The sequence below is a fragment of the Pseudomonas sp. GL_135 genome (assembly GCF_057834665.1).
This window is the reverse complement of the sequence record NZ_CM174408.1, coordinates 434,199-459,061: the sequence shown is the minus strand read 5'-3', so window position 1 is coordinate 459,061 and position 24,863 is coordinate 434,199. Positions and strand designations below refer to the sequence as shown.

General features: G+C 58.9%; 18 protein-coding genes, 1 tRNA gene and 1 pseudogene. 17 read left to right on the top strand and 3 right to left on the bottom strand.

Going from position 1 to position 24,863, the window contains the following annotated elements; all coding sequences use genetic code 11:
- Positions 1–115 precede the first annotated feature (115 nt).
- The 11 genes from AC3ISG_RS02025 (at position 116) to AC3ISG_RS01975 (ending at position 14,187) form a co-directional block, all read left to right on the top strand.
- Complete coding sequence (locus tag AC3ISG_RS02025) at positions 116–2,899, top strand: LPS-assembly protein LptD (protein ID WP_122536567.1); 2,784 nt, start codon at positions 116–118, stop codon at positions 2,897–2,899.
- Positions 2,880–4,202: a peptidylprolyl isomerase gene (locus AC3ISG_RS02020; RefSeq protein ID WP_163023110.1), complete on the top strand. Its 1,323-nt coding sequence runs from the start codon at positions 2,880–2,882 to the stop codon at positions 4,200–4,202. Before AC3ISG_RS02025 ends, AC3ISG_RS02020 begins: the two co-directional genes overlap by 20 nt.
- Positions 4,199–5,188, top strand: coding sequence for a 4-hydroxythreonine-4-phosphate dehydrogenase PdxA (gene pdxA / locus AC3ISG_RS02015; RefSeq protein ID WP_489298410.1), 990 nt, complete (start codon positions 4,199–4,201; stop codon positions 5,186–5,188). Before AC3ISG_RS02020 ends, pdxA begins: the two co-directional genes overlap by 4 nt.
- Positions 5,185–5,991, top strand: coding sequence for a 16S rRNA (adenine(1518)-N(6)/adenine(1519)-N(6))-dimethyltransferase RsmA (rsmA, locus tag AC3ISG_RS02010; protein ID WP_122536564.1), 807 nt, complete (start codon positions 5,185–5,187; stop codon positions 5,989–5,991). Before pdxA ends, rsmA begins: the two co-directional genes overlap by 4 nt.
- Before the next feature lie 117 nt (positions 5,992–6,108).
- Entirely contained in the window at positions 6,109–6,489 is a 381-nt protein-coding gene (gene apaG / locus AC3ISG_RS02005; protein WP_172609904.1) for a Co2+/Mg2+ efflux protein ApaG, read from the top strand.
- On the top strand, positions 6,489–7,370 hold the full coding sequence (locus AC3ISG_RS02000) for a symmetrical bis(5'-nucleosyl)-tetraphosphatase (RefSeq protein ID WP_122624521.1): 882 nt from the start codon (positions 6,489–6,491) through the stop codon (positions 7,368–7,370). Before apaG ends, AC3ISG_RS02000 begins: the two co-directional genes overlap by 1 nt.
- 54 nt (positions 7,371–7,424) lie before the next feature.
- Positions 7,425–7,745, top strand: coding sequence for a thiosulfate sulfurtransferase GlpE (glpE, locus tag AC3ISG_RS01995; RefSeq protein ID WP_122536561.1), 321 nt, complete (start codon positions 7,425–7,427; stop codon positions 7,743–7,745).
- A 287-nt stretch (positions 7,746–8,032) separates the two neighbouring features.
- Complete coding sequence (locus tag AC3ISG_RS01990; protein WP_122536560.1) at positions 8,033–9,955, top strand: PrkA family serine protein kinase; 1,923 nt, start codon at positions 8,033–8,035, stop codon at positions 9,953–9,955.
- A gap of 101 nt (positions 9,956–10,056) precedes the next feature.
- Entirely contained in the window at positions 10,057–11,328 is a 1,272-nt protein-coding gene (locus AC3ISG_RS01985; RefSeq protein WP_074886967.1) for a YeaH/YhbH family protein, read from the top strand.
- A complete protein-coding gene (locus AC3ISG_RS01980) occupies positions 11,325–12,887 on the top strand; it encodes a SpoVR family protein (protein WP_074886964.1) in 1,563 nt (520 codons plus the stop codon). The genes AC3ISG_RS01985 and AC3ISG_RS01980 overlap by 4 nt, the downstream gene beginning before the upstream one ends.
- 70 nt (positions 12,888–12,957) lie before the next feature.
- Positions 12,958–14,187 carry a multifunctional CCA addition/repair protein gene (locus tag AC3ISG_RS01975; protein ID WP_489298409.1) on the top strand — a complete coding sequence of 410 codons (1,230 nt, stop codon included), beginning with the start codon at positions 12,958–12,960 and terminating at the stop codon, positions 14,185–14,187.
- A gap of 47 nt (positions 14,188–14,234) precedes the next feature.
- Here AC3ISG_RS01975 and folK read toward each other — a convergent pair whose 3' ends face one another.
- Both folK and folB read right to left on the bottom strand, forming a co-directional pair.
- A complete protein-coding gene (gene folK / locus AC3ISG_RS01970) occupies positions 14,235–14,762 on the bottom strand; it encodes a 2-amino-4-hydroxy-6-hydroxymethyldihydropteridine diphosphokinase (protein WP_272632946.1) in 528 nt (175 codons plus the stop codon).
- Complete coding sequence (gene folB / locus AC3ISG_RS01965; protein ID WP_074886956.1) at positions 14,753–15,106, bottom strand: dihydroneopterin aldolase; 354 nt, start codon at positions 15,104–15,106, stop codon at positions 14,753–14,755. The genes folK and folB overlap by 10 nt, the downstream gene beginning before the upstream one ends.
- A gap of 74 nt (positions 15,107–15,180) precedes the next feature.
- Between folB and plsY the strand changes: the two genes are divergently transcribed.
- Positions 15,181–15,750: a glycerol-3-phosphate 1-O-acyltransferase PlsY gene (gene plsY / locus AC3ISG_RS01960; protein WP_074886952.1), complete on the top strand. Its 570-nt coding sequence runs from the start codon at positions 15,181–15,183 to the stop codon at positions 15,748–15,750.
- 48 nt (positions 15,751–15,798) lie between these two features.
- Here the strand turns inward: plsY and tsaD are convergent, their stop codons facing one another.
- Positions 15,799–16,824, bottom strand: a complete 1,026-nt coding sequence (gene tsaD / locus AC3ISG_RS01955) for a tRNA (adenosine(37)-N6)-threonylcarbamoyltransferase complex transferase subunit TsaD (RefSeq protein WP_122536608.1) — start codon at positions 16,822–16,824, stop codon at positions 15,799–15,801.
- A 196-nt stretch (positions 16,825–17,020) separates the two neighbouring features.
- On the opposite strand from tsaD, the gene rpsU reads away from it, so the two are divergent.
- From rpsU to AC3ISG_RS01930, 5 genes and pseudogenes are all read left to right on the top strand, one after another.
- On the top strand, positions 17,021–17,236 hold the full coding sequence (gene rpsU / locus AC3ISG_RS01950) for a 30S ribosomal protein S21 (protein WP_002551877.1): 216 nt from the start codon (positions 17,021–17,023) through the stop codon (positions 17,234–17,236).
- Between the two features lie 262 nt (positions 17,237–17,498).
- Positions 17,499–19,466, top strand: a complete 1,968-nt coding sequence (gene dnaG / locus AC3ISG_RS01945) for a DNA primase (RefSeq protein ID WP_122624516.1) — start codon at positions 17,499–17,501, stop codon at positions 19,464–19,466.
- A gap of 67 nt (positions 19,467–19,533) precedes the next feature.
- Positions 19,534–21,378: an RNA polymerase sigma factor RpoD gene (gene rpoD, locus AC3ISG_RS01940; RefSeq protein ID WP_205486444.1), complete on the top strand. Its 1,845-nt coding sequence runs from the start codon at positions 19,534–19,536 to the stop codon at positions 21,376–21,378.
- A gap of 439 nt (positions 21,379–21,817) precedes the next feature.
- Positions 21,818–24,760, top strand: a pseudogene (locus tag AC3ISG_RS01935) (EAL domain-containing protein); the annotation flags it as partial.
- Positions 24,761–24,775: 15 nt separating this feature from the next.
- Positions 24,776–24,852, top strand: a tRNA-Ile gene (locus AC3ISG_RS01930).
- Positions 24,853–24,863: the final 11 nt, after the last annotated feature.

Here is a 24,863-nt window from a genome sequence, read left to right as displayed (position 1 = left end):
ACGGCGCTAGCCGTCAAGCGGGTCATGCTTTATTATCCGACATCTTTTTCAGCCCATCGAGAGGCGTGCGGCCCCCCCGCGGGCAGATGGCGCGCAGGAAGCCCGGACTAATAAGATGGCATTGAAATCCCCCGCGTTTCGTAAAAAATTTCCGTTGCTCGTAACCGGCAGTCTGCTGGCGATGCAACCCTTGGCCGTCCCGTACGTGGTTGCCGCCGAACAGTATGACTGCTCGGTGTCTGCAACAGGTGCATGGGATTGCTCCCCGAAAACCAACGCAGCCCAGTTGCCTCCGCGCCCCGTGCACGACGCCAACAGTGTTTCGTCCAACAGCAGCACGGCAGATGGCGCTCAGACGACCACCACCTCCGATGGCGAAGTCGTGCCCAAAACGATGTTGGTCACCGAGGCCAAGGGCCGTGGCCTGAAGTCGCGCAGCGCCGATTACAGCCACCTGGACTGGGTGCCGCGCGAGAAGCTGACCGCAGCCCAACTGGCTGAGACCGGTCCGTATTGCTCGGGCGCCTATGTCGAACCGATCCGTCCGGGCATGGACGACAAGACGCCGAAGAGCGACGCACCGACTTTCATCGGCGCCAAGGCTTCGCGTTATCAGCAGGAAGAACAGGTTGCGACCCTGGCAGGTGACGTTGTCCTGCGTCAGGGCAGCATGCAGGTCGAGGCTGACGAAGCCAGCCTGCATCAGGCCGAGAACCGTGGCGAGCTGAACGGCGATGTCCGTCTGCGCGACAACGGCGCCCTGATCGTCGGCGACCATGCTGAAGTTCAGCTCGACACCGGCGAAGCCAAAGTCGACAACGCCGAATACGTGCTGCACAAGAGCAACGTTCGCGGTAACGCGCTGTACGCTCGTCGTGCCGAGAACGCGATCATCCGCTTGAAGGACGGCACGTACACCACGTGCGAGCCGAACAGCAACGCGTGGACGGTCAAGGGCAACAACATCACCCTGAACCCGGCCACCGGTTTCGGTACAGCCACCAACGCCACACTGCGCGTTCATGACATCCCGATCCTGTACACGCCTTACATCTATTTCCCGATCGACGACCGTCGCCAGTCCGGCTTCCTGCCGCCGACCATCGGCACGAGCACCGACACGGGCTTCTCGTTGCTCACTCCGTACTATTTCAACCTGGCGCCGAACTACGACGCCACGTTGTACCCGACCTACATGGCCAAGCGCGGCATGTTGCTGGAAGGCGAGTTCCGCTACCTGACCAAGAGCAGCGAAGGTCAGTTCGGTGCGGCTTACTTGAATGACGACGATGATGATCGCAAAGACCAGTCGGACTACAAAGACACTCGCTGGTTGATCAACTGGCAGGATCGCAGTGGTCTGGACTCGCGTCTGACCAGCAAGATCGACTACACCAAGGTCAGTGATCCTTATTACTTCAAGGATCTGAAAAGCGGTCAGGAAGGTGTGAGCACTAGCGACTACCTGAACCAGCAAGGTGCGCTTTACTACCGTGGTGACAGCTATACCGCGACGCTGAATGCCCAGCAGTATCAACTGACCACCGTGACTCAGATCACGCCTTACGGTCGCCTGCCTCAGCTCACGGTGAACGGTTCGCTGCCGTTTAAGCCTGCCGGCTTCAAGTTCGATTACGAGACTGAGTTGGTTCGGTTTGATCGCGACTTGAGAACGGGCGGCTATACCAATGAGGACGACGTTACTCAACCTCGACTGGATTCCAACGTCAGCGGCCTTGCCCGTGCAAACGGCGATCGTCTGAACCTGGCTCCGTCGGTAAGCCTGCCGCTGACGGCGAGTTACGGTTTTGTAACGCCTAAGCTTAAATACGTTTACACCCAGTACGATCTTGACCTGGACGCGCAGGGCAAACGAACGTTGCTGGCCGACGAGACTTATCGCAGCAGCGAAAACCGCAGTGTTCCGATCTTCAGCGTCGACAGCGGCTTGTACTTCGATCGCAACACCAACTGGTTCGGTAAAAACTACCGTCAGACGCTGGAGCCTCGTGCTTACTACCTTTATGTCCCGAACAAAGATCAGAGCGATATTCCGATCTTCGACAGTGGCGAAACCACCTTCAACTACAGCTCGCTGTTCCGCGACAACCGCTTCGTCGGCTCCGACCGAATCGGCGACGAGAACAAACTGTCGCTGGGCGTGACCAACCGCTGGATCGAAGACAACGGTTTCGAACGTCAGCGCGTGAGCATTGGTCAGGCGGTGTACTTTGCCGATCGCAAGGTGCAACTCCCTGGCATTTCCTTCGAAGACCGCAAAGATGCTCAGTCCGACGTGTCGCCGTATGCACTGGAATACGAATACCGCTTCAACCGTGACTGGCGTGCAACGTCGGACTTCAACTGGGACCCGGACAGCCGCAGCACTCGCTCCGGCAGTGCAATGCTCCACTACCAGCCTGAAGACGAGCCGGGCAAGATCATCAACGCCGGCTATCGCTATCGTAACGACCAGATTCGCTACGATCAGACGACCGGGCGCTGGACCATTGGAGGCGGCGACGCGGTCCTTCCGGACGGCTCAGTCATCAAGGACTACTACAAGATCCAGCAGCATGACTTCTCGGTTATCTGGCCGGTTGTGCCGCAGTGGAGCGCCATCGCGCGCTGGCAGTTCGACTACAACCGCGACCGTACCCTCGAAGCCTTCGGTGGTTTTGAATATGACAACTGCTGCTGGAAGTTGCGTCTGATCAACCGTTACTGGGTTGATTACGACGAAACGACCCAAGAGGTTGCGCAGAACGAAAAAGGCGACCGCGGCGTCTTCCTACAAATCGTGTTGAAGGGACTTGGCGGCGTCGTTGGCCAAAAAGTTGAAAGCTTCCTCGACAAAGGCATCCAAGGTTATCGTGAACGTGAAGACCAAGCTTTCTGATTGTCTGCGCCCGCTGATGCTGGGCGCGCTGCTTATCGGTTCTGTTGCGCACGCTGAAGTGCGCACCATCGACAAGGTAGTTGCCATCGTCGACAACGACGTGGTCATGCAAAGCCAGCTCGACCAGCGCACCCGTGAGGTTCAGCAAACCATCGCCAAGCGCGGGCAAGGCGTTCCGCCTGCCAGCGCACTGGAGTCACAGGTTCTGGATCGTCTGATCCTGGAAAACCTGCAGATCCAGATCGGCGAACGCTCCGGCATTCGCATCAGCGATGAAGAGCTGAACCAGGCAGTTGCCACCATTGCTCAACGCAACAACATGAGTGTTGACCAGTTCAAGGCTGCACTGACCCACGACGGGCTGTCCTACACCAGCGCACGTGAGCAGATCCGCCGGGAAATGATCATCAGCCGTGTGCGTCAGCGCCGGGTTGCCGAGCGCATTCAGGTCTCGGAGCAAGAAGTGAAGAACTTCCTGGCTTCCGATCTGGGCAAAGCTCAGTTCTCTGAAGAGTTCCACCTGGCCAACATTTTGATCCCGACGCCGGACAGTGCGACGTCGGATCAGATTCAAGCTGCTGCAGCCAAAGCCAAGGACCTCTACGGCAAGCTGCAACAGGGTGCGAACTTCGAGCAGATGGCGATCGCATCGTCGGCCAGTGAAAGTGCGCTGGACGGTGGTGACATGGGCTGGCGTAAAGCCGCTCAGCTACCGCCTCCGTTCGGCGACATGCTGTCGTCCATGCGTCCGGGCGAGGTCACCCCTCCTGCGCGTACACCGGGCGGTTTCATCATCCTCAAACTGCTGGAAAAACGCGGCGGCGAGACTCAGACCCAGATGCGCGACGAGGTTCACGTTCGTCACATCCTGATCAAGCCAAGTGAAATCCGTAGCCCAGCCGAGACCAAGCTGCTGGCGCAACGTATCTACGACCGCATCCAGAATGGCGAAGACTTCGGCGAACTGGCGAAGAGCTTTTCCGAAGACCCGGGTTCGGCGCTTAACGGCGGCGACATGAACTGGGTTGACCCGCGCTCGCTGGTTCCGGAGTTCCGCGACGTCATGAACGAGACACCTCAGGGTGTCGTCTCCAAGCCGTTCGAGACCCAATTTGGCTGGCACGTTCTGGAAGTCCTCGGCCGTCGTTCGACTGACAGCACCAGTCAGGCGCGTGAACAACAGGCAATGACCGTACTGCGTAACCGCAAATACGACGAAGAACTGCAAACCTGGCTGCGTCAGATCCGTGATGAAGCCTACGTCGAGATCAAGCTCCCCGGAGCTGATCAGGCGGCCAAGTGAAACCCCAGCGTTTCGCCCTGACACCCGGCGAGCCGGCCGGCATTGGTCCTGACCTTTGCCTGTTGCTCGCCGCGCAGTCCCAGCCCCATCCCCTGATTGCCATTACCAGCTGTGACCTGCTTACCGAGCGGGCCGCGCAGCTGGGCGTGGCCGTTAGCCTGATTCCCGTCACACCCGCCGCATGGCCTGACGTCCGCGCCCCCGCTGACAGTCTGTATGTCTGGGACACGCCGGTTCAGGCGCCGGTCATTGCCGGCAAGCTCGACAAAGCCAACGGCGGTTTCGTGCTCGAGACCCTGACCCGAGCCGGCCAGGGCTGCATGGACGGCCACTTCGCCGGGATGATCACAGCGCCGGTGCACAAGGGCGTGATCAACGACAGTGGCATCGCATTTTCCGGCCATACCGAGTTCCTTGCGGAGCTGACCCATACCGAACAAGTGGTGATGATGCTGGCGACCGGTGATCTGCGCGTGGCGCTGGTGACCACTCACCTGCCCCTGCGTGACGTCGCCGACGCGATCACTGCTGAGCGGCTGGAGCGTGTGACGCGCATCCTGCACGCGGATCTGGTCAACAAATTCGGCATCCCCCGCCCGCGGATTCTGGTCTGTGGCCTAAACCCGCATGCCGGCGAGAGTGGCCACCTGGGCCGCGAAGAAATCGACATCATTGAACCTACTCTGGCGCGTCTGCGCAGCGAGGGGCTGGACTTATATGGCCCGCTGCCCGCCGACACGCTCTTTACCCCCAAATATCTGGAGCACTGCGACGCGGTGCTGGCGATGTACCACGACCAAGGCCTGCCCGTGCTGAAGTACAAAGGCTTCGGCGCCGCCGTCAACATCACGCTGGGCCTGCCGATCATTCGCACCTCCGTGGATCACGGCACGGCGCTGGATCTGGCGGGCACCGGCAAGATCGACACCGGCAGCCTCAGGGTCGCTCTGGAAACCGCCTATCAGATGGCCGAGACCCATTCATGAACGAGCAATTCCAACACAAGGCGCGCAAGCGTTTTGGCCAGAACTTCCTGCACGATGCCGGCGTGATCGACAAGATCCTGCGCTCCATTCGTGCCAAGGCCGAAGACCGCATGCTGGAAATCGGCCCGGGGCAAGGTGCCCTGACCCAAGGTCTGCTGAGCAGCGGCGCGCAGCTGGACGTCGTGGAGCTCGACAAAGACCTCGTGCCGATCCTCATGCATCAGTTCGGCAGCAAGCCGAATTTCAGCCTGCATCAGGGTGACGCGCTGAAGTTCGACTTCACCAGCCTGAACGCCGCACCCAATAGCCTGCGTGTCGTCGGCAACCTGCCGTACAACATCTCGACGCCGTTGATTTTCCACCTGCTGCAGAACGCCTACCTGATCCGCGACATGCACTTCATGCTGCAGAAAGAAGTGGTCGAGCGTCTGGCGGCAGGCCCTGGCGGCGGTGATTGGGGTCGCCTGTCGATCATGGTTCAGTACCACTGCCGCGTGGAGCACCTGTTCAACGTCGGCCCGGGGGCATTCAATCCGCCGCCGAAAGTGGATTCGGCCATCGTTCGCCTGGTGCCCCATGAAACCCTGCCGCACCCGGCCAAGGATCACCGCGTGCTCGAACGCGTCGTCCGCGAAGCCTTCAACCAGCGCCGCAAGACACTGCGCAACACGCTGAAAGCCCTGCTGACCAGCGAAGAAATAACCGAAGCCGGTGTCGATGGCAGCCTGCGTCCGGAACAACTGGACCTCGCGGCGTTTGTTCGCCTGGCCGACATGCTCAGCGAAAAGCCTGTCGCCGCCTGACCTTCTGGGGACATGTCCGGTCAAAGCCTCAGTGCTTGCTTATCCGTTACATGTCCTAGACTGACTTTCAACCGGACCACTTCCGGCTTCTCCGCTTTCGCTTTTAAGGCCTCTTGCATGTCTGATTCTCGTTACCAGGTCGACGTCAGCGTCGAGACCCGTTTCCTAGCAGAACAATCACAGCCTGAGCACAACCGCTTTGCCTTCGCTTACACCATCACCGTGCACAACAACGGCGAGCTGCCAGCCAAGTTGCTGTCGCGCCATTGGGTCATCACCGACGGCGACGGTCAGGTTGAAGAGGTTCGCGGTGACGGCGTCGTAGGTCAGCAACCGCTGATCCAGCCTGGGCAAAGTCACACTTACACCAGCGGCACCGTGATGACCACCAAGGTGGGCAATATGCAGGGCACTTATCAAATGCTCGCAGAAGACGGCAAGCGCTTTGATGCTGTCATCGCGCCATTCCGTCTGGCCGTACCGGGGGCGCTTCACTGATGGCGGTTTACGCAGTCGGTGACCTGCAGGGCTGCCTTGAGCCGCTGAAGTGCCTGCTCGAACGCGTGGCATTCGAGCCTGGCAAAGACACGCTCTGGCTGGTTGGCGACCTCGTCAACCGAGGCCCGCAGTCATTGGAAACCCTGCGTTATCTCTACGCCATGCGCGACTCCATCGTCTGCGTGCTGGGCAATCATGACCTGCACTTGCTGGCGGCCGGTCGCAACATCGAGCGCCTGAAGAAAGGCGACACGCTGCGGGAAATCCTCGAAGCGCCCGACGCGGTCGTGCTGCTCGACTGGTTGCGCCAACAGAAGCTGATGCATTACGACGCCGAACGCGACATTGCACTGGTGCATGCCGGAATTCCGCCGCAATGGACGCTGAAAAAGGCGCTGCGCTGCGCTGAAGAAGTGGAAGAGGCATTGCGCGATGACAATCGCTTCGAGCCGTTTCTCGACGGCATGTATGGCAACGAACCTGCCAAGTGGGACAAAGACCTGCAAGGCGTCACTCGGCTGCGGGTCATCACCAATTACTTCACGCGCATGCGTTTTTGCACCAGCGACGGCAAGCTCGATCTCAAAAGCAAGGAAGGACTCGACAGTGCGCCGGCGGGTTACGCGCCGTGGTTCAAGCACAAAGAGCGCAAAACCAAAGGCACGGGTATCATTTTCGGCCACTGGGCCGCACTTGAAGGCCGATGTGATGAGCCTGGCGTGTATGCACTGGACACGGGCTGTGTCTGGGGCGGCGCAATGACCCTGCTCAACGTCGACACCCGCGCGCTGATTCGCTGCGAATGCGACGAGCGCGGCAACGCAAAAGCACCCACCCCCGAGGCATCCCCTGTCAGCGAGCCGACGCCGCTGCAGCAATAAACTCTCCCTACGTTCTCGACCGTTCGAGGACCCGACGGCCCAGGAGCCCGAGCCATGACTGACTTCAAACGCATTTCACCCGAACAAGTCCACGCCCTGCGCGAACAAGGCGCCGTGCTGGTGGACGTGCGTGACGCGCAAACCTACGCGACCCAGCACATTCCGGAATCGCATCACCTCGACAACCATTCCATCGCCGACTTCATCCGCCAGGCCGATCTGGACAAACCGCTGGTCGTTCTCTGCTACCACGGCAACTCCAGCCAGAGCGCAGCGGCCTATCTTGTAGGCCAAGGCTTCTCCGAGGTCTACAGCATGGATGGCGGATTCGAGTTGTGGAAAACCAAATTTCCAGACGAAACCGCGCAAGGCTGATCGAAAAATATTTTTGCTGGCCGCTATCCCGCGTCCTACGCGGGCTCGCGCCCCCATCTGACGAACGGGTATGCCCTGTTCATCCCCATTGCTTCTTTCTGTGCCCGAATCCGAACTACTCTTAGCCTCAGGCCATCCGAATCAGGGGAGAGCCGGTACACCGGCGCGTGGGTCATCGGTCGCTACTTTTATGGTGTTTGGGGGGTAATGGCAGCTGCGTGATCGGCTTCCATCCAGCATCAACTGACGATCCGCCGCCGGCTCCACGTATCGAGCGAGGTGACGTCATGAGTATTTTTAGCCACTTCCAACAACGCTTTGAATCGACACGGCAGGAAGAGCTCTCGCTACAGGAGTATCTCGAGCTCTGCAAAACCGATCGCAGCGCATACGCTTCCGCCGCAGAACGTCTGCTAATGGCCATCGGTGAGCCTGAGTTGTTCGACACGTCGACCAATTCCAGGCTGTCCAGAATCTTCTCCAACAAGGTCATTCGGCGCTATCCCGCGTTCGAAGAATTCCACGGCATGGAAGACTGCATCGAGCAAATCGTCTCGTACTTCCGCCACGCCGCCCAGGGCCTTGAAGAGAAGAAACAGATCCTTTACCTGCTCGGCCCTGTTGGCGGTGGTAAATCGTCCCTGGCTGAAAAACTCAAATCGCTGGTTGAAAAAGTACCGTTCTACGCCATCAAAGGGTCCCCGGTTTTCGAATCCCCTTTGGGCCTGTTCAAACCCACCGAAGACGGGACGATCCTCGAAGAGGACTACGGCATCCCGCGCCGGTACCTGAACACCATCATGTCGCCATGGGCGACCAAACGACTGGCCGAGTTCGGTGGCGACATCAGCCAGTTCAAAGTGGTTAAGCTTTACCCTTCCATCCTCAATCAGATCGCCGTCGCCAAAACCGAGCCCGGTGACGAGAACAACCAGGACATTTCGGCGCTGGTGGGTAAGGTCGATATCCGCAAGCTCGAGGAGTACCCACAGAACGATGCCGACGCTTACAGCTATTCGGGCGCGCTGTGCCGGGCCAACCAGGGCCTGATGGAATTCGTCGAGATGTTCAAGGCCCCGATCAAGGTGCTTCACCCGCTGCTGACCGCCACCCAGGAAGGTAACTACAACAGTACCGAAGGTCTGGGCGCGATCCCGTTTACCGGGATTTTGCTGGCCCACTCCAACGAATCGGAATGGCACAGCTTCCGCAACAACAAGAATAACGAAGCCTTCATCGACCGGATCTACATCGTCAAGGTGCCGTACTGCCTGCGGGTCAATGACGAAATCAAGATTTACGACAAATTGCTGTTCAACAGCTCCCTGTCCAAAGCCCACTGCGCCCCGGACACCCTGAAAATGCTTGCGCAGTTCACCGTCCTGTCGCGGCTTAAAGAGCCGGACAACTCCAACATCTATTCGAAGATGAGGGTCTACGACGGCGAGAACCTCAAGGACACCGACCCGAAAGCCAAGTCGATTCAGGAATACCGCGACAGCGCCGGCGTCGACGAAGGCATGAACGGCCTCTCTACACGGTTTGCGTTCAAGATCCTGTCGAAGGTCTTTAACTTCGATCCCCATGAGATCGCCGCCAACCCGGTTCACTTGCTGTACGTGCTGGAGCAGCAGATCGAGCAGGAGCAATTTCAGGCCGAAACCCGCGAGCGGTATCTGCGTTTCATCAAGGAATACTTGGCGCCGCGCTACATCGAGTTCATCGGCAAGGAAATCCAGACCGCCTACCTCGAGTCCTACAGCGAATACGGCCAGAACATCTTTGACCGCTACGTGCTGTACGCCGACTTCTGGATTCAGGACCAGGAGTACCGCGATCCGGAAACCGGCGAGATCCTCAACCGGGTGGCGTTGAACGAGGAGCTGGAGAAAATCGAGAAACCGGCTGGCATCAGCAACCCGAAAGACTTCCGCAACGAGATCGTCAACTTCGTGCTGCGTGCCCGCGCCAACAACAACGGCAAGAACCCAACCTGGCTGAGCTACGAGAAGCTGCGGGTGGTGATCGAGAAGAAAATGTTCTCGAACACCGAGGACTTGCTGCCGGTCATCAGTTTCAACGCCAAGGCCAGCAAAGAGGATCAGCAAAAGCACAACGACTTTGTCACACGAATGGTCGAGCGGGGCTACACCGATAAGCAGGTAAGGCTTCTTTCCGAATGGTACCTACGGGTCCGGAAATCGCAGTAAGGCAGCTGCAAGCGTCAAGCTACAAGCTGTAGGAAGAAAGCGCGTCAACCGCCTCTACTTGCAGCTTGCGGCTCACAACTTGAAGCTCCCCGGAGGGGCCTATGAGCTATGTGATCGACCGACGTCTCAATGGCAAGAACAAGAGCACGGTAAATAGGCAGCGCTTTCTTCGCCGTTACCGTGACCACATCAAGAAAGCAGTAGAAGAAGCCGTCAGCCGGCGCTCCATTACTGACATGGAGCACGGCGAACAGATCAGTATTCCGGGGCGGGATATCGACGAGCCGGTCCTGCACCATGGTCGCGGCGGCAAGCAGACGGTGGTTCACCCGGGTAACAAGGAGTTCACCACCGGTGAGCACATCGCCCGTCCGCAAGGAGGCGGTGGTGGAAAAGGGCCTGGCAAGGCGGGCAACTCCGGCGAAGGCATGGATGAGTTCGTATTCCAGATCACCCAAGAAGAGTTCCTCGAATTCATGTTCGAGGACTTGGAGCTGCCCAATCTGGTCAAGCGCAACCTGAGCGGCACTGACACCTTCAAGACCGTTCGCGCGGGGATCAGCAACGAAGGCAACCCGTCACGCATCAACATCATCCGCACATTGCGCTCGGCCCATGCGCGGCGTATCGCGCTGTCCGGCAGCAGCAGGGCCAAGCTGCGGCAAGTGCAGGCTGAACTGGAACGCCTCAGGATCGAGGAGCCCGACAACTTCGGCGACATCCAGGAACTGGAAATCGAGGCCGCAAAACTTCAGGCGCGCATCCGTCGCGTCCCGTATCTGGACACCTTCGACCTCAAGTACAACCTGCTGGTCAAACAGCCGAACCCCAGTTCCAAAGCCGTGATGTTCTGTCTGATGGACGTTTCCGGGTCGATGACCCAGGCGACCAAGGACATCGCCAAGCGCTTCTTCATCCTGCTGTATCTGTTTCTCAAGCGTAACTACGACAAGATCGAAGTCGTCTTCATCCGCCACCACACCAGCGCGCGCGAGGTCGACGAAGAGGAGTTTTTCTATTCACGGGAAACCGGCGGCACCATCGTTTCGAGTGCATTGAAGCTGATGCAGGAGATCATGGCCGAACGCTACCCCACCAACGAATGGAATATCTACGCAGCCCAGGCCTCGGACGGCGACAACTGGAACGATGACTCGCCTATTTGCCGGGACATCCTGATCAAACAGATCATGCCTTTCGTCCAGTACTACACCTACGTCGAAATCACCCCGCGCGAACATCAGGCGCTGTGGTTCGAATACGAGCGCATCGGTGAAGCCTTCGCCGACACGTTCGCCCAGCAGCAGCTGGTCTCTGCCGGTGATATCTATCCGGTGTTCCGTGAACTCTTCCAGCGCAGGTTAGTGACATGACCGCTAGAGAGCAGAAGCGCCAACCCCTCTCCACGGGTTCAGAGTGGACGTTCGAACTGATCCAGGCCTACGACCGGGAAATCAGCCGCATCGCCGAACGTTATGCGCTGGACACTTACCCCAACCAGATTGAGGTGATCACCGCCGAGCAAATGATGGACGCCTACGCGTCTGTCGGCATGCCGCTGGGTTATCACCATTGGTCCTACGGCAAACACTTCCTCAGTACGGAAAAATCCTATTCGCGCGGACAGATGGGTCTGGCCTACGAGATCGTCATCAACTCCGACCCGTGCATCGCCTATCTGATGGAAGAGAACACCATCTGCATGCAGGCGCTCGTTGTGGCCCACGCCTGCTACGGGCATAACAGCTTTTTCAAGGGCAACTACCTGTTCCGCACCTGGACCGACGCCAGTTCGATCATCGATTACCTGGTCTTCGCTAAGCAGTACATCATGCAATGCGAAGAGCGCCACGGGATCGATGCGGTCGAGGATCTGCTCGACTCGTGCCACGCGCTGATGAACTACGGCGTCGATCGCTACAAGCGGCCCTACCCGATTTCGGCAGAAGAAGAACGCCGCCGCATGAAGGATCGGGAGGAGCATCTGCAGAAGCAGATCAACGACCTGTGGCGCACGATTCCGAAAAGCGCCAGCAAGAACGACAAAGAGGATTTCTCACGCTTCCCCGCCGAGCCTCAGGAAAACATCCTTTACTTCATCGAAAAACACGCACCGTTGCTGGAGCCCTGGCAGCGTGAAGTCGTGCGCATCGTGCGCAAGATCGCCCAGTATTTTTACCCGCAGCGTCAGACCCAGGTGATGAACGAGGGCTGGGCCACGTTCTGGCATTACACGCTTATGAATGATCTGTACGACGAGGGGCTGGTGACTGACGGCTTCATGCTGGAATTCCTGACCTCTCATACCAGCGTTGTCTACCAGCCGGGTTTCGACAGTCCCTACTACAGTGGTATCAATCCCTACACCCTGGGCTTTGCCATGTATCAGGACATCCGGCGGATGTGCGAGCACCCGACCGAAGAGGACCGCCAGTGGTTTCCTGATCTGGCCGGCACCGACTGGCTGACGGCGGTGAAATTTGCGATGAGCAGCTTCAAGGACGAGAGCTTCATCCTGCAGTACCTGTCGCCCAAGGTGATCCGAGACCTGAAGCTGTTCAGCATCCTCGACGATGATCAGAAGGATGATCTCCTCGTGCCCGCCATCCACGATGAAACCGGCTACAAGGTGATTCGTGAAACCCTCGCCGCGCAATACAACCTCGGCAACCGCGAGCCCAACGTGCAGATCTACAGCATTGACCGGCGCGGTGATCGCTCCCTGACCCTGCGTCATCAACAGCACGACCGCAAACCTCTCGGCGACTCCACGGACGAAGTGCTGAAGCACCTGCATCGGCTGTGGGGTTTTGATATCCATCTGGAAACGCTGCAAGGTGACCAGGTGATGAAAGTCCACCATGTGCCACCGAGAAGCGAACACGCTGACAGTGAATATCCCCGGCTGGACCTGGCGGTCGTCCACTTATAGACCCTGAGCGTTTCCAGCCTCCGCGATTGCGACTTAAGGTTTATCCTGTCGCGCTCACGGAGGCTTTTTTATGCAGATTTATAAAGTTGGCGGCGCAGTGCGCGATCGCCTGCTTGGCAAACCGGTCACTGACATCGACTGGGTAGTAGTGGGTGCCTCGACCGAAGAGATGCTGGTCAAAGGCTATCGCCCAGTGGGAACGGATTTTCCGGTCTTCTTGCATCCGTTGACCGGTGAGGAATACGCGCTGGCCCGCACCGAGCGCAAGACCGGCAAAGGCTACGGCGGCTTTGTTTTTCACGCCCATCCGGATGTCACCCTTGAACAGGATCTGATCCGCCGCGACCTGACGATTAATGCAATTGCGGAGGACAGGAACGGCCAACTGACCGATCCTTACCACGGCCAGCAAGATCTCGAAGCCCGAGTATTGCGTCACGTTTCCCCCGCGTTCGCCGAAGATCCTCTGCGTGTCTTGCGCGTGGCCCGTTTCGCCGCGCGCTATGCCCCCGACGGTTTTACCATCGCCTCGGAAACCCTCGAACTGATGCGTCAGCTGAGTAGCTCGGGTGAACTGGAAGCGCTGACACCGGAACGCAGCTGGAAGGAAATCTCCCGGGCACTGATGGAAAAAGAGCCGCAGGTGTTCATCGAGGTCCTGCGTGAATGCGGCGCCCTGAAGGTGCTGATGCCGGAAGTCGACGCGCTGTTTGGCGTGCCTCAGCCGGAAGCCCATCACCCCGAAATCGACACAGGCGTGCATGTCCTCAGCGTGTTGCATCAATCTGCCCTGCATCGCCAGCCACTCAGCGTGCGCTGGGCCTGCCTGCTGCACGACCTGGGCAAAGGGCTCACGCCGCAGGAGGAATGGCCGCGCCACATCGCCCACGAGCATAAAGGGCTCAAAGCGATCAAGGCGGTCAACCAGCGCTTCAAAGTGCCAAGGGACTGTCAGGAGTTGGCGCTGCTGGTGGGCGAATATCACACCCACGGCCATCGCGCGCTGGAGCTGAAGCCGTCGACATTGCTGGATCTGCTGCAGAGCTTTGACGTCTATCGCCGACCGCAACGCTTCGAGGAATTCATCGCCGCCTGCGAAATGGACGCCCGAGGCCGCAAAGGATTTGAGGAGCGCACCTATCCGCAAGCGGAGTATCTGCGCGGTGCTGCCGAAGCGGCGCGGCAAGTGGCGGTTCAGCCACTATTGGAGAAAGGTTTTCAGGGCCAGCAATTAGGCGAAGCGCTCAAGCGAGAGCGGCTGGATACGCTGAAGGTGTACAAGGCGTCGTATCAGCTTTGAGCCGCTGAGTTGGCCGCGGCGCCGTCGAGCTGAATGTCGGACGCCTGTTAGACCGCAGGAAGCAGGATGGCCGGGGTAAGCTGCTCGCCGCGCCATTCGAAGGCAACCGGCCAGAGCTTCTGATCGATGTTCGCTTCAGCCCATAGCTGGGCAAACGACACACCGACCTCAGGGTGCAGACGCTGCGGCGCGATCAGCGACAAGGGCCACAGCACGAACGCATTTTTGAGGATTTCGGCGCGTGGCAGAATCAGGCCATCGAAGTTGCCGACCTGTTCGTCATACAGCAGGACGTCAATATCCAGCGGCAGCCCCTTGCGATCAGGGGCATAGCGGCCGTTATCGGCTTCAATGAACTTGAGGCGGCGGTCCAGTTCGGTCAGCGGCAGATCTGTCAGTGCCGACACCACCAGATTGAAAAACGGCCCGCTCTTGATCCCCACCGGGTGACTTTCAAACACCGGCGAGAGGGTCATGTCGGTGAGGAATTCGGCAAGAGCGTCAAGGCCTGCGCAAAGATGGCGCTCCCGCTCGATATTGCTGCCCAGTCCCAGAAAAATCCGTGTCAGCGACATCCGCGCTCGATCTCCACCCCAACGCCCTTCGCCGCTGGCACGGCTCCCGGCTTGGTCAATTTGAGGTGCAGCCAGGGAATATTGAACTCGCTCATCAGCACTTCGGCGAGTCGCTCGGCGAAGGTTTCAACCAGCTGGAATTGAGAGGCTTCGGCGAACGCCTGAATCCGTGCGGACACACTGGCATAATCGAGCGCTTTGCTCAGGTCGTCGCCTGCAGCTGCAGGCCGATTGTCCCAGGCAAAACTCAGGTCCAGGCGCAGGCACTGGCGAATGCCACGTTCCCAGTCGTAGGCGCCGATGACGGTATCGACCTCCAGACCTTCAATGAAAACTCTGTCCAAGCCTGTCTCTCCGTTGCACGACAAGGGCGCGATGCGCCGTTAGAATCAAGGCAACCTCGCCCGGAATGGTTAGCATGTTTTGGTTACTGGCGGTCCTCGCCTACCTGCTCGGCTCACTGTCCTTCGCCATCCTGATCAGCCGCATAACCGGTCGCCCGGACCCGCGCGCCAGTGGCTCGGGCAACGCCGGCGCGACCAATATGCTGCGCCTGGCCGGCAAGAAACTTGCGGTACTGACGCTGATCGGCGACGTCTGCAAAGGCATGATCCCGGTGCTGATCGCCAGAGGATTGGACCTCGACCCACGACTGCAAGCCTGGATCGGACTGTGCGCAGTGCTGGGGCATCTGTTCCCGCTGTACTTCCGTTTTCGTGGCGGCAAGGGCGTGGCCACGGCCGCCGGCATGTTGCTGGCCTTATACCCGCCAGCTGCCCTGCTCGCCATCGGCGCCTGGCTGCTGACGTTCTACCTCACTCGCACCAGCTCGTTGGCCTCGTTGATCGCCACGCCGCTGACGCTGCCGCTGCTCGCATGGCAGGAGCCCCACGCGTTACTGCCGATGAGCGTGTTAACGCTGCTCATCGTCTGGCGCCATCGGGGCAATCTACGCGACCTGTTTGCCGGGCGCGAACGGCATTTCTGAAGCTACGCCCTGCCACAGCCCCCACCAGGCGCTCGAACCGATTGGCCATCAAAGACCGGGTAACTGCTCCATCGGCCAGCGCGCCTGCACGGTAATGCTCAAACTTTCCCTCTGCCCCGCCTGCAAACGCTGGCAGCCGGCAAAAGCGATCATCGCGCCGTTGTCGGTGCAGAACTCAGGCCGGGCGTAATAAACATTTCCGCCCAGGCCATCGAGCATCTGTTCCAAGGACAGACGCAACGCCTTGTTCGCGCTCACGCCGCCGGCGATGACCAGACGCTTGAGCCCGGTCTGCTTCAGCGCCCGTTTGCACTTGATGGTCAAAGTGTCCACCACCGCCTGCTGGAAGGCCAGCGAGATGTCGCAACGGGTTTGCTCGCTGTCGTCCCCGGTACTTTGGCACTGCTGCCAAGTGTTCAAGGAGAACGTCTTCAAGCCGCTGAAGCTGAAATCCAGCCCGGGGCGATCCGTCATCGGACGCGGAAAGATAAAGCGCCCGGCCACACCGGATTGCGCCAGACGGGAAATCTCCGGACCGCCGGGGTAATTCAGGCCCATCATCTTCGCGGTTTTGTCGAACGCTTCGCCGGCGGCGTCGTCCAGGGTTTCGCCCAGCAACTCGTAGAGACCAATACCATCGACGCGAACAAGCTGCGTATGGCCACCGGAAACCAACAAAGCGACGAACGGAAACTCAGGGGGATTTTCTTCCAGCATGGGGGCCAGCAAATGCCCTTCCATGTGGTGAACACCCAGAGCCGGGATGTCCCACGCAAAGGCCAGCGCCTGTGCGCAGGAGGCACCCACCAGCAGGGCCCCGACCAGCCCTGGGCCAGCGGTATAAGCGATGGCATCGATCTCGGTCACGGCACAGTCGGCCTCGGCCAACACCTGACGAATCAAGGGCAGCATGCGTTTTACGTGGTCACGGGAGGCAAGCTCCGGGACCACCCCACCGTAGACGCGGTGCAGGTCGATCTGGCTGAATAATGCGTCGGCAAGCAGCCCGCGTTCGCTGTCGTACAGCGCGACACCGGTCTCATCGCAGGAAGTTTCCATTCCCAGTACTAGCATGGGGTACGCCTTGTTGGGGCTGAATTCGAAGGCGCGCATAATAGTCGCCGCTCATGCCTGCGACCAGTGCTTTTCGATCAGAGGCTTTGCATTCCGCGAAGCAAGGGGTTAACATCCGCAACCCTTAAAAACCGACGTACTTAGTGCAAGCGTTGCAGTAAGCGTTGACCCCGGTAATGAATGAAGGTAGCTCTGGATGCCAGCCGTCAAAGTTAAAGAGAACGAACCCTTCGACGTAGCTCTGCGTCGTTTCAAGCGCTCCTGCGAAAAAGCCGGTGTTCTGGCTGAAGTTCGTAGCCGCGAATTTTACGAGAAGCCGACTTCTGAGCGTAAGCGTAAAGCAGCAGCTGCTGTTAAGCGTCACGCCAAGAAAGTACAGCGCGAACAGCGCCGCGCCGTTCGTCTGTATTAATACAGACGTCTGACGCAAGCTTCTGCCTTGCCCGGCCTTCAAAGCCGGGCTGTCGGCAGTTGCAGTTCTAGCCTCAAGCAACACCGATCAAGCGACACAAGACAGAGGCTGTTGACGTCGCAGATGCGACCGAGACAAACCCCGTCGATTTCTTCCAGCCTGATTCAGGCCGCGTTGACCCGTCTACACTGACCAAGCAACCGTCGTTACGGTTTGGATTCGCCACGATCTTTCTGGCGGGGCGCCTGATGATGAGAACGCCATGGCCGGACTGATTCCCCAAGGTTTTATTGACGACCTCCTGAACCGCACCGACATCGTCGATGTTGTCAGCTCACGCGTTCAATTAAAAAAGACCGGCAAGAACTTCAGCGCCTGTTGTCCTTTCCATAAAGAGAAGACACCGTCGTTCAGCGTCAGCCCGGACAAACAGTTCTATTACTGCTTCGGCTGTGGCGCGGGTGGCAATGCCCTCGGCTTCATCATGGACCACGACAACCTGGATTTTCCCCAGGCCGTCGAGGACCTGGCCAAAGCGGCCGGGATGGAAGTCCCTCGCGAACAAGGCGTCAAAGGGCAAAAGCCCCGACAGCCTACCGATTCGCCGCTCTACCCTCTATTAACAGCCGCCGCCGATTTTTACCGGGCCGCGCTGAAGAGCCATCCAACGCGAAAATCTGCGGTGGAATACCTGAAAGGCCGTGGCCTGTCAGGTGAGATTGCCCGCGACTTCGGACTGGGCTTCGCCCCTCCTGGCTGGGACAACCTCTACAAGCACCTTAGCAGCGACACTCTTCAGCAGAAGGCGATGATCGATGCCGGCTTGCTGATCGAAAACGCCGAAACCGGCAAACGCTACGACCGCTTCCGCGACCGGGTGATGTTCCCGATTCGCGACAGTCGCGGCCGTGTGATCGCATTTGGCGGGCGGGTATTGGGCGACGACAAGCCCAAATACCTGAACTCTCCTGAAACCCCGGTGTTTCATAAGGGTCAGGAGTTGTACGGTTTATTCGAAGCTCGCAAATTTAACCGTAACCTGGACGAGATTATCGTCGTCGAAGGCTACATGGACGTCATTGCACTGGCCCAACAGGGCTTGCGCAATGCTGTGGCGACGCTGGGTACGGCGACCAGCGAAGAGCATTTGAAACGGCTGTTTCGTGTGGTGCCGAACGTGCTGTTCTGCTTCGATGGTGACCAGGCTGGCCGAAATGCTGCCTGGCGCGCACTGGAAGCGACGATTCCCGGCTTGCAGGACGGCCGGCGCGCCAGGTTTCTGTTCCTGCCCGAAGGGGAGGATCCCGACACCTTGGTGCGCGCCGAAGGCACTGACGCGTTCAAGGCGAGAATCAACCAGCACGCACAACCGCTGGCTGACTATTTTTTCGAGCAACTGACCAAGGAGGCCGATCCGCGCTCCCTGGAAGGCAAGGCGCACATGGTGACACTGGCCGCGCCGCTGATCGAAAAAGTGCCGGGCGCCAATTTGCGCGAGCTGATGCGCCGACGACTGAAAGAGATCACCGGGCTGGACACCGCCGCGGTCAACCAGTTGATGCAGTCCGCTCCGGTTGAAGCTCAGCCCAGCTACGATCCGGGCTTCGATTACGAGGCCGTGCCGGATTACGGCGATTATCAGCAGCACGATTACCAGGCGCAGCAGGAATGGACACCGAACGCGCCGGGCGGTCAGCAGAAGAAATGGGACAAGAAGCCGTGGGAAAAAGGCAAGAAATGGGACAAGAACGGCAAGCGTCCTGATTTTGAGCCTCGCGGGCCACGCACACCGGCGACGGTTGAGCCGCCGGCGCTGACAGCACTCAGAACCTTGCTGCATCACCCTGAACTGTCAGCGCAGGTTGCCAACGCAAGTACGTTCGCCGATGAAGAAAACGTGTATTCGCAGCTTCTGGTGGCACTGATTGACGCCACACAGAAAAACCCGAAGCTGCGCACCATGCAATTGATTGCCCGCTGGCATGGCACCGATCAAGGACGATTGTTGCGTCAACTGGCGGAAAAGGAATGGCTGATCTCGGCCGATAACCTTGAACAACAGTTTTTCGACACTATAACTAGCTTGTCTGCCCGCCAACGCGAGCGACATCTGGAGCAATTGATCAGGAAGGAACGGCAGTCAGGTCTGAGCGCGGAAGAAAAAGTTCAGCTGCTCAACCTGTTAAATCGCAAAGTTCCTGCACAAACCCCGACCTCAACTGGCGTGTGAGGTCATAGCTCGGGTATAATCCCCGGCTTGTTTTTTGCCCGCCAAGACCTTCAGTGGATAGGGTGTTATGTCCGGAAAAGCGCAACAGCAGTCTCGTATCAAAGAGTTGATCACCCTGGGTCGTGAGCAGAAGTATCTGACTTACGCAGAGGTCAACGACCACCTGCCTGAGGATATTTCAGATCCAGAGCAGGTGGAAGACATCATCCGCATGATCAACGACATGGGGATCCCCGTACACGAGAGTGCTCCGGATGCGGACGCCCTTATGTTGGCCGACGCCGACACCGACGAGGCAGCCGCTGAAGAAGCCGCTGCTGCGTTGGCTGCGGTCGAGACCGACATCGGTCGCACGACTGACCCAGTGCGCATGTATATGCGTGAAATGGGTACCGTCGAGCTTCTGACACGTGAAGGCGAAATCGAAATCGCCAAGCGTATCGAAGAAGGCATCCGTGAAGTGATGGGCGCCATCGCGCACTTCCCTGGCACGGTTGAGCACATTCTCTCCGAGTACACCCGCGTCACCACCGAAGGCGGTCGTCTGTCCGACGTCCTGAGCGGTTATATCGACCCGGACGACGGCATAGCGCCGCCAGCCGAAGTCCCGCCGCCAGTCGATCCCAAGGCCGAAAAGGTTGAAGGTGCTGACGACGAAGAGGAAGACGCTTCCGACGATGAAGAGGACGAGGTCGAAAGCGGCCCGGACCCAGTCATCGCCGCCCAGCGCTTCGGCGCCGTTTCAGACCAGATGGCCATTGCCCTCAAGGCGCTGAAAAAGCACGGCCGCGGCAGCAAGCAGGCCAACGCTGAACTGCTGGCTCTGGCCGAGCTGTTCATGCCGATCAAGCTGGTTCCAAAACAGTTTGAAGGCCTGGTTGAGCGTGTTCGCGGTGCCCTGGAGCGTCTGCGTGCACAAGAGCGTGCCATCATGCAGCTGTGTGTTCGTGACGCACGCATGCCGCGCGCTGACTTCCTGCGCCAGTTCCCGGGCAACGAAGTTGACCAGAGCTGGACCGATGGGCTGGCCAAAGGCAAAAGCAAATACGCTGAAGCCATTGGTCGTCTTCAGGCCGACATTCAGCGTTGCCAGCAAAAGCTGACCGCGCTGGAAGAAGAAACCGGCCTGACCATCCTGGAAATCAAGGACATCAACCGTCGGATGTCGATCGGTGAGGCCAAGGCCCGCCGCGCGAAGAAAGAAATGGTTGAAGCCAACCTGCGTCTGGTGATCTCGATCGCCAAAAAGTACACCAACCGTGGCCTGCAATTCCTCGATCTGATCCAGGAAGGCAACATCGGTTTGATGAAGGCGGTGGACAAGTTCGAATACCGTCGTGGTTACAAGTTCTCGACGTACGCCACCTGGTGGATTCGTCAGGCGATCACTCGCTCGATCGCTGACCAGGCACGCACCATCCGTATTCCGGTGCACATGATCGAGACGATCAACAAGCTCAACCGTATTTCCCGTCAGATGTTGCAGGAAATGGGTCGCGAACCGACGCCGGAAGAGCTGGGCGAACGCATGGAAATGCCTGAGGACAAGATCCGCAAGGTATTGAAGATCGCTAAAGAGCCGATCTCCATGGAAACCCCGATCGGTGACGACGAAGACTCGCACCTGGGTGACTTCATCGAAGACTCGACCATGCAGTCGCCAATCGATGTCGCCACGGTAGAGAGCTTGAAAGAAGCGACGCGCGAAGTGCTGTCGGGCCTCACCGCCCGCGAAGCCAAGGTACTGCGTATGCGTTTCGGTATCGACATGAACACCGACCACACCCTTGAGGAAGTCGGTAAGCAGTTCGATGTTACCCGTGAGCGTATCCGTCAGATAGAAGCCAAGGCGCTGCGCAAACTGCGTCACCCGACGCGAAGCGAACACCTGCGTTCGTTCCTCGACGAGTAAGCGACACGTCGTACCAAAACCCCCGGCATTGCTGGGGGTTTTGCGTTTTAAGGAATAAATTTCCGGCAGAGTGCCACTGTTGTCCAGCGCGGCTACACTCGATTGATTCTCATCCATGAATCACGAGGCTGCCATGATCTGGATGCCGGCCATTGCTCTCTTGTGCTTGCTCGCCCCCGCTGCAATCAGCGCCCAGACGGTGCTTGGCGATGGCCAAAACAGGCAAGCGATCCATCAAGAGTGGCTGCCCGGCGAGGATGCTGAACCTGGGAGTGCACCCGGCGTAAGCCTGCATCTGCCCACTGACTTGATCAGCGACCAATTCGCAGGTATCGATCAACGTCTCCAACCTGAGCATTTTGGCGGACTGGACGATCCTCCACCCCTATCGCAGGCGGTCACTCACTCCAGCGAGCGCAGCAAGCTCTGGCATGAGTTTTTGCTGATCGGATTGCCCGGGCTGCTGGTTCTGATAACGGTGCTGGCCATTGTGGTGCGGATCAACCGTCGCCTCAGCTCGGAAATCTCTCGCCGAATTGCCCTTGAGCAGGAGCTGCGCAGCAGCGAATACCACTATCGCGGGATGATCGAAAGCCTTTCGGCCATCGCGTGGGAAGCCAATATCCACGACTACTCCTACAACTACGTCTCACCCCACGCTCAGGATTTGTTGGGTTACCCGCTGCACCAGTGGCGGAGGCCCGGATTCTGGCGGAGCATCGTTCATCCGGAGGACGTCGACTACGCACAGACCTACTGCGACCGCGAGGTGGCGGAAGGTAATGATCACAGCGTCGACTATCGAGTCCTGAGTGCCGACGGCAGGGTGGTCTGGATCCGCGACATTGTGAGCATGATCGGCTATGGCCAGGAACCCGTGATGCGCGGGCTGATGATCGACATCAGCGAAGCCAAGCAAACCGAAGAGGCGCTGCGCCTGTCGGAAGGGAAATTCGCCTCGGTGTTCGCGCAATGCCCTGACATGCTGGTCATCGCGCGCCTTTCTGATGGCTGCTTTCTGGAGGCCAATCCGGCATTTGCAGAGCAAATTGGCGTCAGCCCGGCCGACGTCGTAGGGCGCGTTCCTTCCGAGTTGAATATCTGGGGTATTCCCGACATTGGCCACAGTCTGCTGCAACGCCTCCAGAAGGGCAGCATCCGCAACCTTGAAATGCCGTTTCGGCGCAGTGATGGCCGCCTGTTCACTGGCCTTCTGTCAGCCGAGCCCTTTGATCTGGACTCCACTGCCGCAGTGGTTCTGGTGGTGAGGGACATCACGCCGCTCAAGGAGGCCCAGCAACAGCTGCAGATGTCCGAAGAGAAATTTGCCAAGGCGTTTCACTCTTCGCCAGACGGCCTGCTGATTACACGGCAAAACGACGGATTGCTCGTGGAGGTGAACGACGGTTTCAGCCGCATCACCGGGTATCACAGCTCGCTGTCGCTGGACCGTACCACCCTTGACCTGGGCATCTGGGTAGATCTGAACGAGCGACAGCAACTGCTCGATCAGTTGAGGCGCGACGGCTTTGTGAAGGACTTTACCAGCCACATCCGTCGCAGGGATGGTCAGATCCGCCTGTGCGAGATTTCCGCGCGGCCACTGCCGATTGCCGGTGAGGACTGCATGCTCACCATCGCGCGTGACATCACCGACCGCCATCAGATGCAGGAAAAGCTGCAACTGGCCGCGACGGTATTCGAAAGCACAGCGGAAGGCGTATTGATCACCGACACCCGGCAGCGGATCAACGCAGTCAACCGGGCCTTCAGCGAGATCACCGGCTACAGCGAACAGGAAGCGCTCGGCGACACGCCGCGATTGCTGGCATCCGGACTTCACGACAGCGCGTTCTACGCCGCCATGTGGTACCAACTGACAGCAGAGGGTCATTGGCAGGGCGAGATCAGCAACCGGCGCAAGAACGGCGAGATCTACCCGAGCTGGCTGACCATCAGTGCCGTGCGCAATCGAGACAAATTCATCACCCACTTCGTTGCGGTGTTCGCTGATATCTCCAGCCTGAAGCAGGCTCAGGCCCGCCTCGACTACCAGGCGCACCACGACCCTTTGACCGGCCTGCCAAACCGGACGCTGTTTGAAAGCCGACTGCACGCCGCGCTGACCCACTCAAGAGCGGCCTTCAGCCTCGGCGCGGTGTTGTTTCTGGACCTGGATCGCTTCAAGCACATCAATGACAGCCTCGGCCACCCCGTTGGTGACCTGCTATTAAAAAGCATTGCGGTGCGCCTGAAGGAGAACCTGCGCGACATCGACACCGTCGCGCGGCTCGGTGGCGATGAATTCATCATCCTGTTGCCGGGCCTGCAAAATCCGACCGACGCCGAAGTCGTCGCCACCAAGCTGCTCAACAGTTTTTCGGCGCCGTTTCAGGCGGGCGATCACGAGTTCTTCATGAGCACCAGCATCGGGAGCGCGCTGTTTCCCACAGACGGCGCGGACGTCGCCACGCTGATCAAGAATGCCGACGCGGCGATGTACCGCTCGAAGGCCAAGGGGCGCAACCGGGTCGAGCACTACACCCGCGATCTGACCGCTCAGGCCAGCGAGAGGATTGCTCTGGAACAGGAGCTGCGGCGCGCTATCGAGCGGAACGAGTTCACCCTTTCCTACCAACCCAAAATCAGTTTGCTGACACACCGGCTAGTCGGCGCCGAAGCGCTGATACGCTGGTTCCACCCCACTTTCGGCGACGTCCCACCCGAGCGGTTCATCCCGCTCGCAGAAGAAAACGGCATGATCCTGCAGATCGGCGAGTGGGTGCTCGATACGGCCTGCCAGCAATTGCACGAGTGGAACCAGCGCTACGATGTGTTTGGCCCGCTGTCGGTAAACCTTGCCGGCGCTCAATTGCGTCAGCCCAATCTGGTCAACAAGATCGAACGACTGCTGCTCCAGCACCAGTTACAACCTGGCTGTCTACAACTGGAAATCACTGAAAACTTCATCATGTCGCAGACCGAAGAGGCGCTTTCCGTCCTGCATCGCCTGAAAACACTCGGCGTACAACTGGCAATCGACGACTTCGGCACCGGCTACTCATCGCTCAGTTATCTCAAGCGCCTGCCGCTGGACATCCTCAAGATCGACCAATCGTTCGTGCGCGGCTTGCCTGATGACCCCCACGATGCGGCGATTGTCCGCGCCATCATTGCGCTGGGTCGCAGCATGCAGCTGACAGTCATCGCAGAGGGCGTCGAGACGCTTGAGCAACAGCAATTCCTGGCAGACGAAGGCTGCGAACAAATTCAGGGCTACCTCGTCAGCCTGCCCCTGCGCGCGGAGCAATTCTGTGCGACATTTCTTCGTACAACCGTTTCAGACGTTTCGGATGGCACAGCGCGTAAACCGTCGTTATAATCCGCGGCCTACTGAGGGCCTATAGCTCAGTTGGTTAGAGCAGGGGACTCATAATCCCTTGGTCCACGGTTCGAGTCCGTGTGGGCCCACCAAATAGAAAGCC

Bases quoted from the DNA above. Each gene is read 5' to 3' on its own strand.
- AC3ISG_RS02025 (WP_122536567.1), top strand. From the start codon at position 116: ATGGCATTGAAATCCCCCGCGTTTCGTAAAAAATTTCCGTTGCTCGTA.
- rsmA (WP_122536564.1), top strand. From the start codon at position 5,185: ATGAACGAGCAATTCCAACACAAGGCGCGCAAGCGTTTTGGCCAGAAC.
- apaG (WP_172609904.1), top strand. From the start codon at position 6,109: ATGTCTGATTCTCGTTACCAGGTCGACGTCAGCGTCGAGACCCGTTTC.
- AC3ISG_RS02000 (WP_122624521.1), top strand. From the start codon at position 6,489: ATGGCGGTTTACGCAGTCGGTGACCTGCAGGGCTGCCTTGAGCCGCTG.
- glpE (WP_122536561.1), top strand. From the start codon at position 7,425: ATGACTGACTTCAAACGCATTTCACCCGAACAAGTCCACGCCCTGCGC.
- AC3ISG_RS01990 (WP_122536560.1), top strand. From the start codon at position 8,033: ATGAGTATTTTTAGCCACTTCCAACAACGCTTTGAATCGACACGGCAG.
- AC3ISG_RS01985 (WP_074886967.1), top strand. From the start codon at position 10,057: ATGAGCTATGTGATCGACCGACGTCTCAATGGCAAGAACAAGAGCACG.
- AC3ISG_RS01980 (WP_074886964.1), top strand. From the start codon at position 11,325: ATGACCGCTAGAGAGCAGAAGCGCCAACCCCTCTCCACGGGTTCAGAG.
- AC3ISG_RS01975 (WP_489298409.1), top strand. From the start codon at position 12,958: ATGCAGATTTATAAAGTTGGCGGCGCAGTGCGCGATCGCCTGCTTGGC.
- folK (WP_272632946.1), bottom strand. From the start codon at position 14,762: ATGTCGCTGACACGGATTTTTCTGGGACTGGGCAGCAATATCGAGCGG.
- plsY (WP_074886952.1), top strand. From the start codon at position 15,181: ATGTTTTGGTTACTGGCGGTCCTCGCCTACCTGCTCGGCTCACTGTCC.
- tsaD (WP_122536608.1), bottom strand. From the start codon at position 16,824: ATGCTAGTACTGGGAATGGAAACTTCCTGCGATGAGACCGGTGTCGCG.
- rpsU (WP_002551877.1), top strand. From the start codon at position 17,021: ATGCCAGCCGTCAAAGTTAAAGAGAACGAACCCTTCGACGTAGCTCTG.
- dnaG (WP_122624516.1), top strand. From the start codon at position 17,499: ATGGCCGGACTGATTCCCCAAGGTTTTATTGACGACCTCCTGAACCGC.
- rpoD (WP_205486444.1), top strand. From the start codon at position 19,534: ATGTCCGGAAAAGCGCAACAGCAGTCTCGTATCAAAGAGTTGATCACC.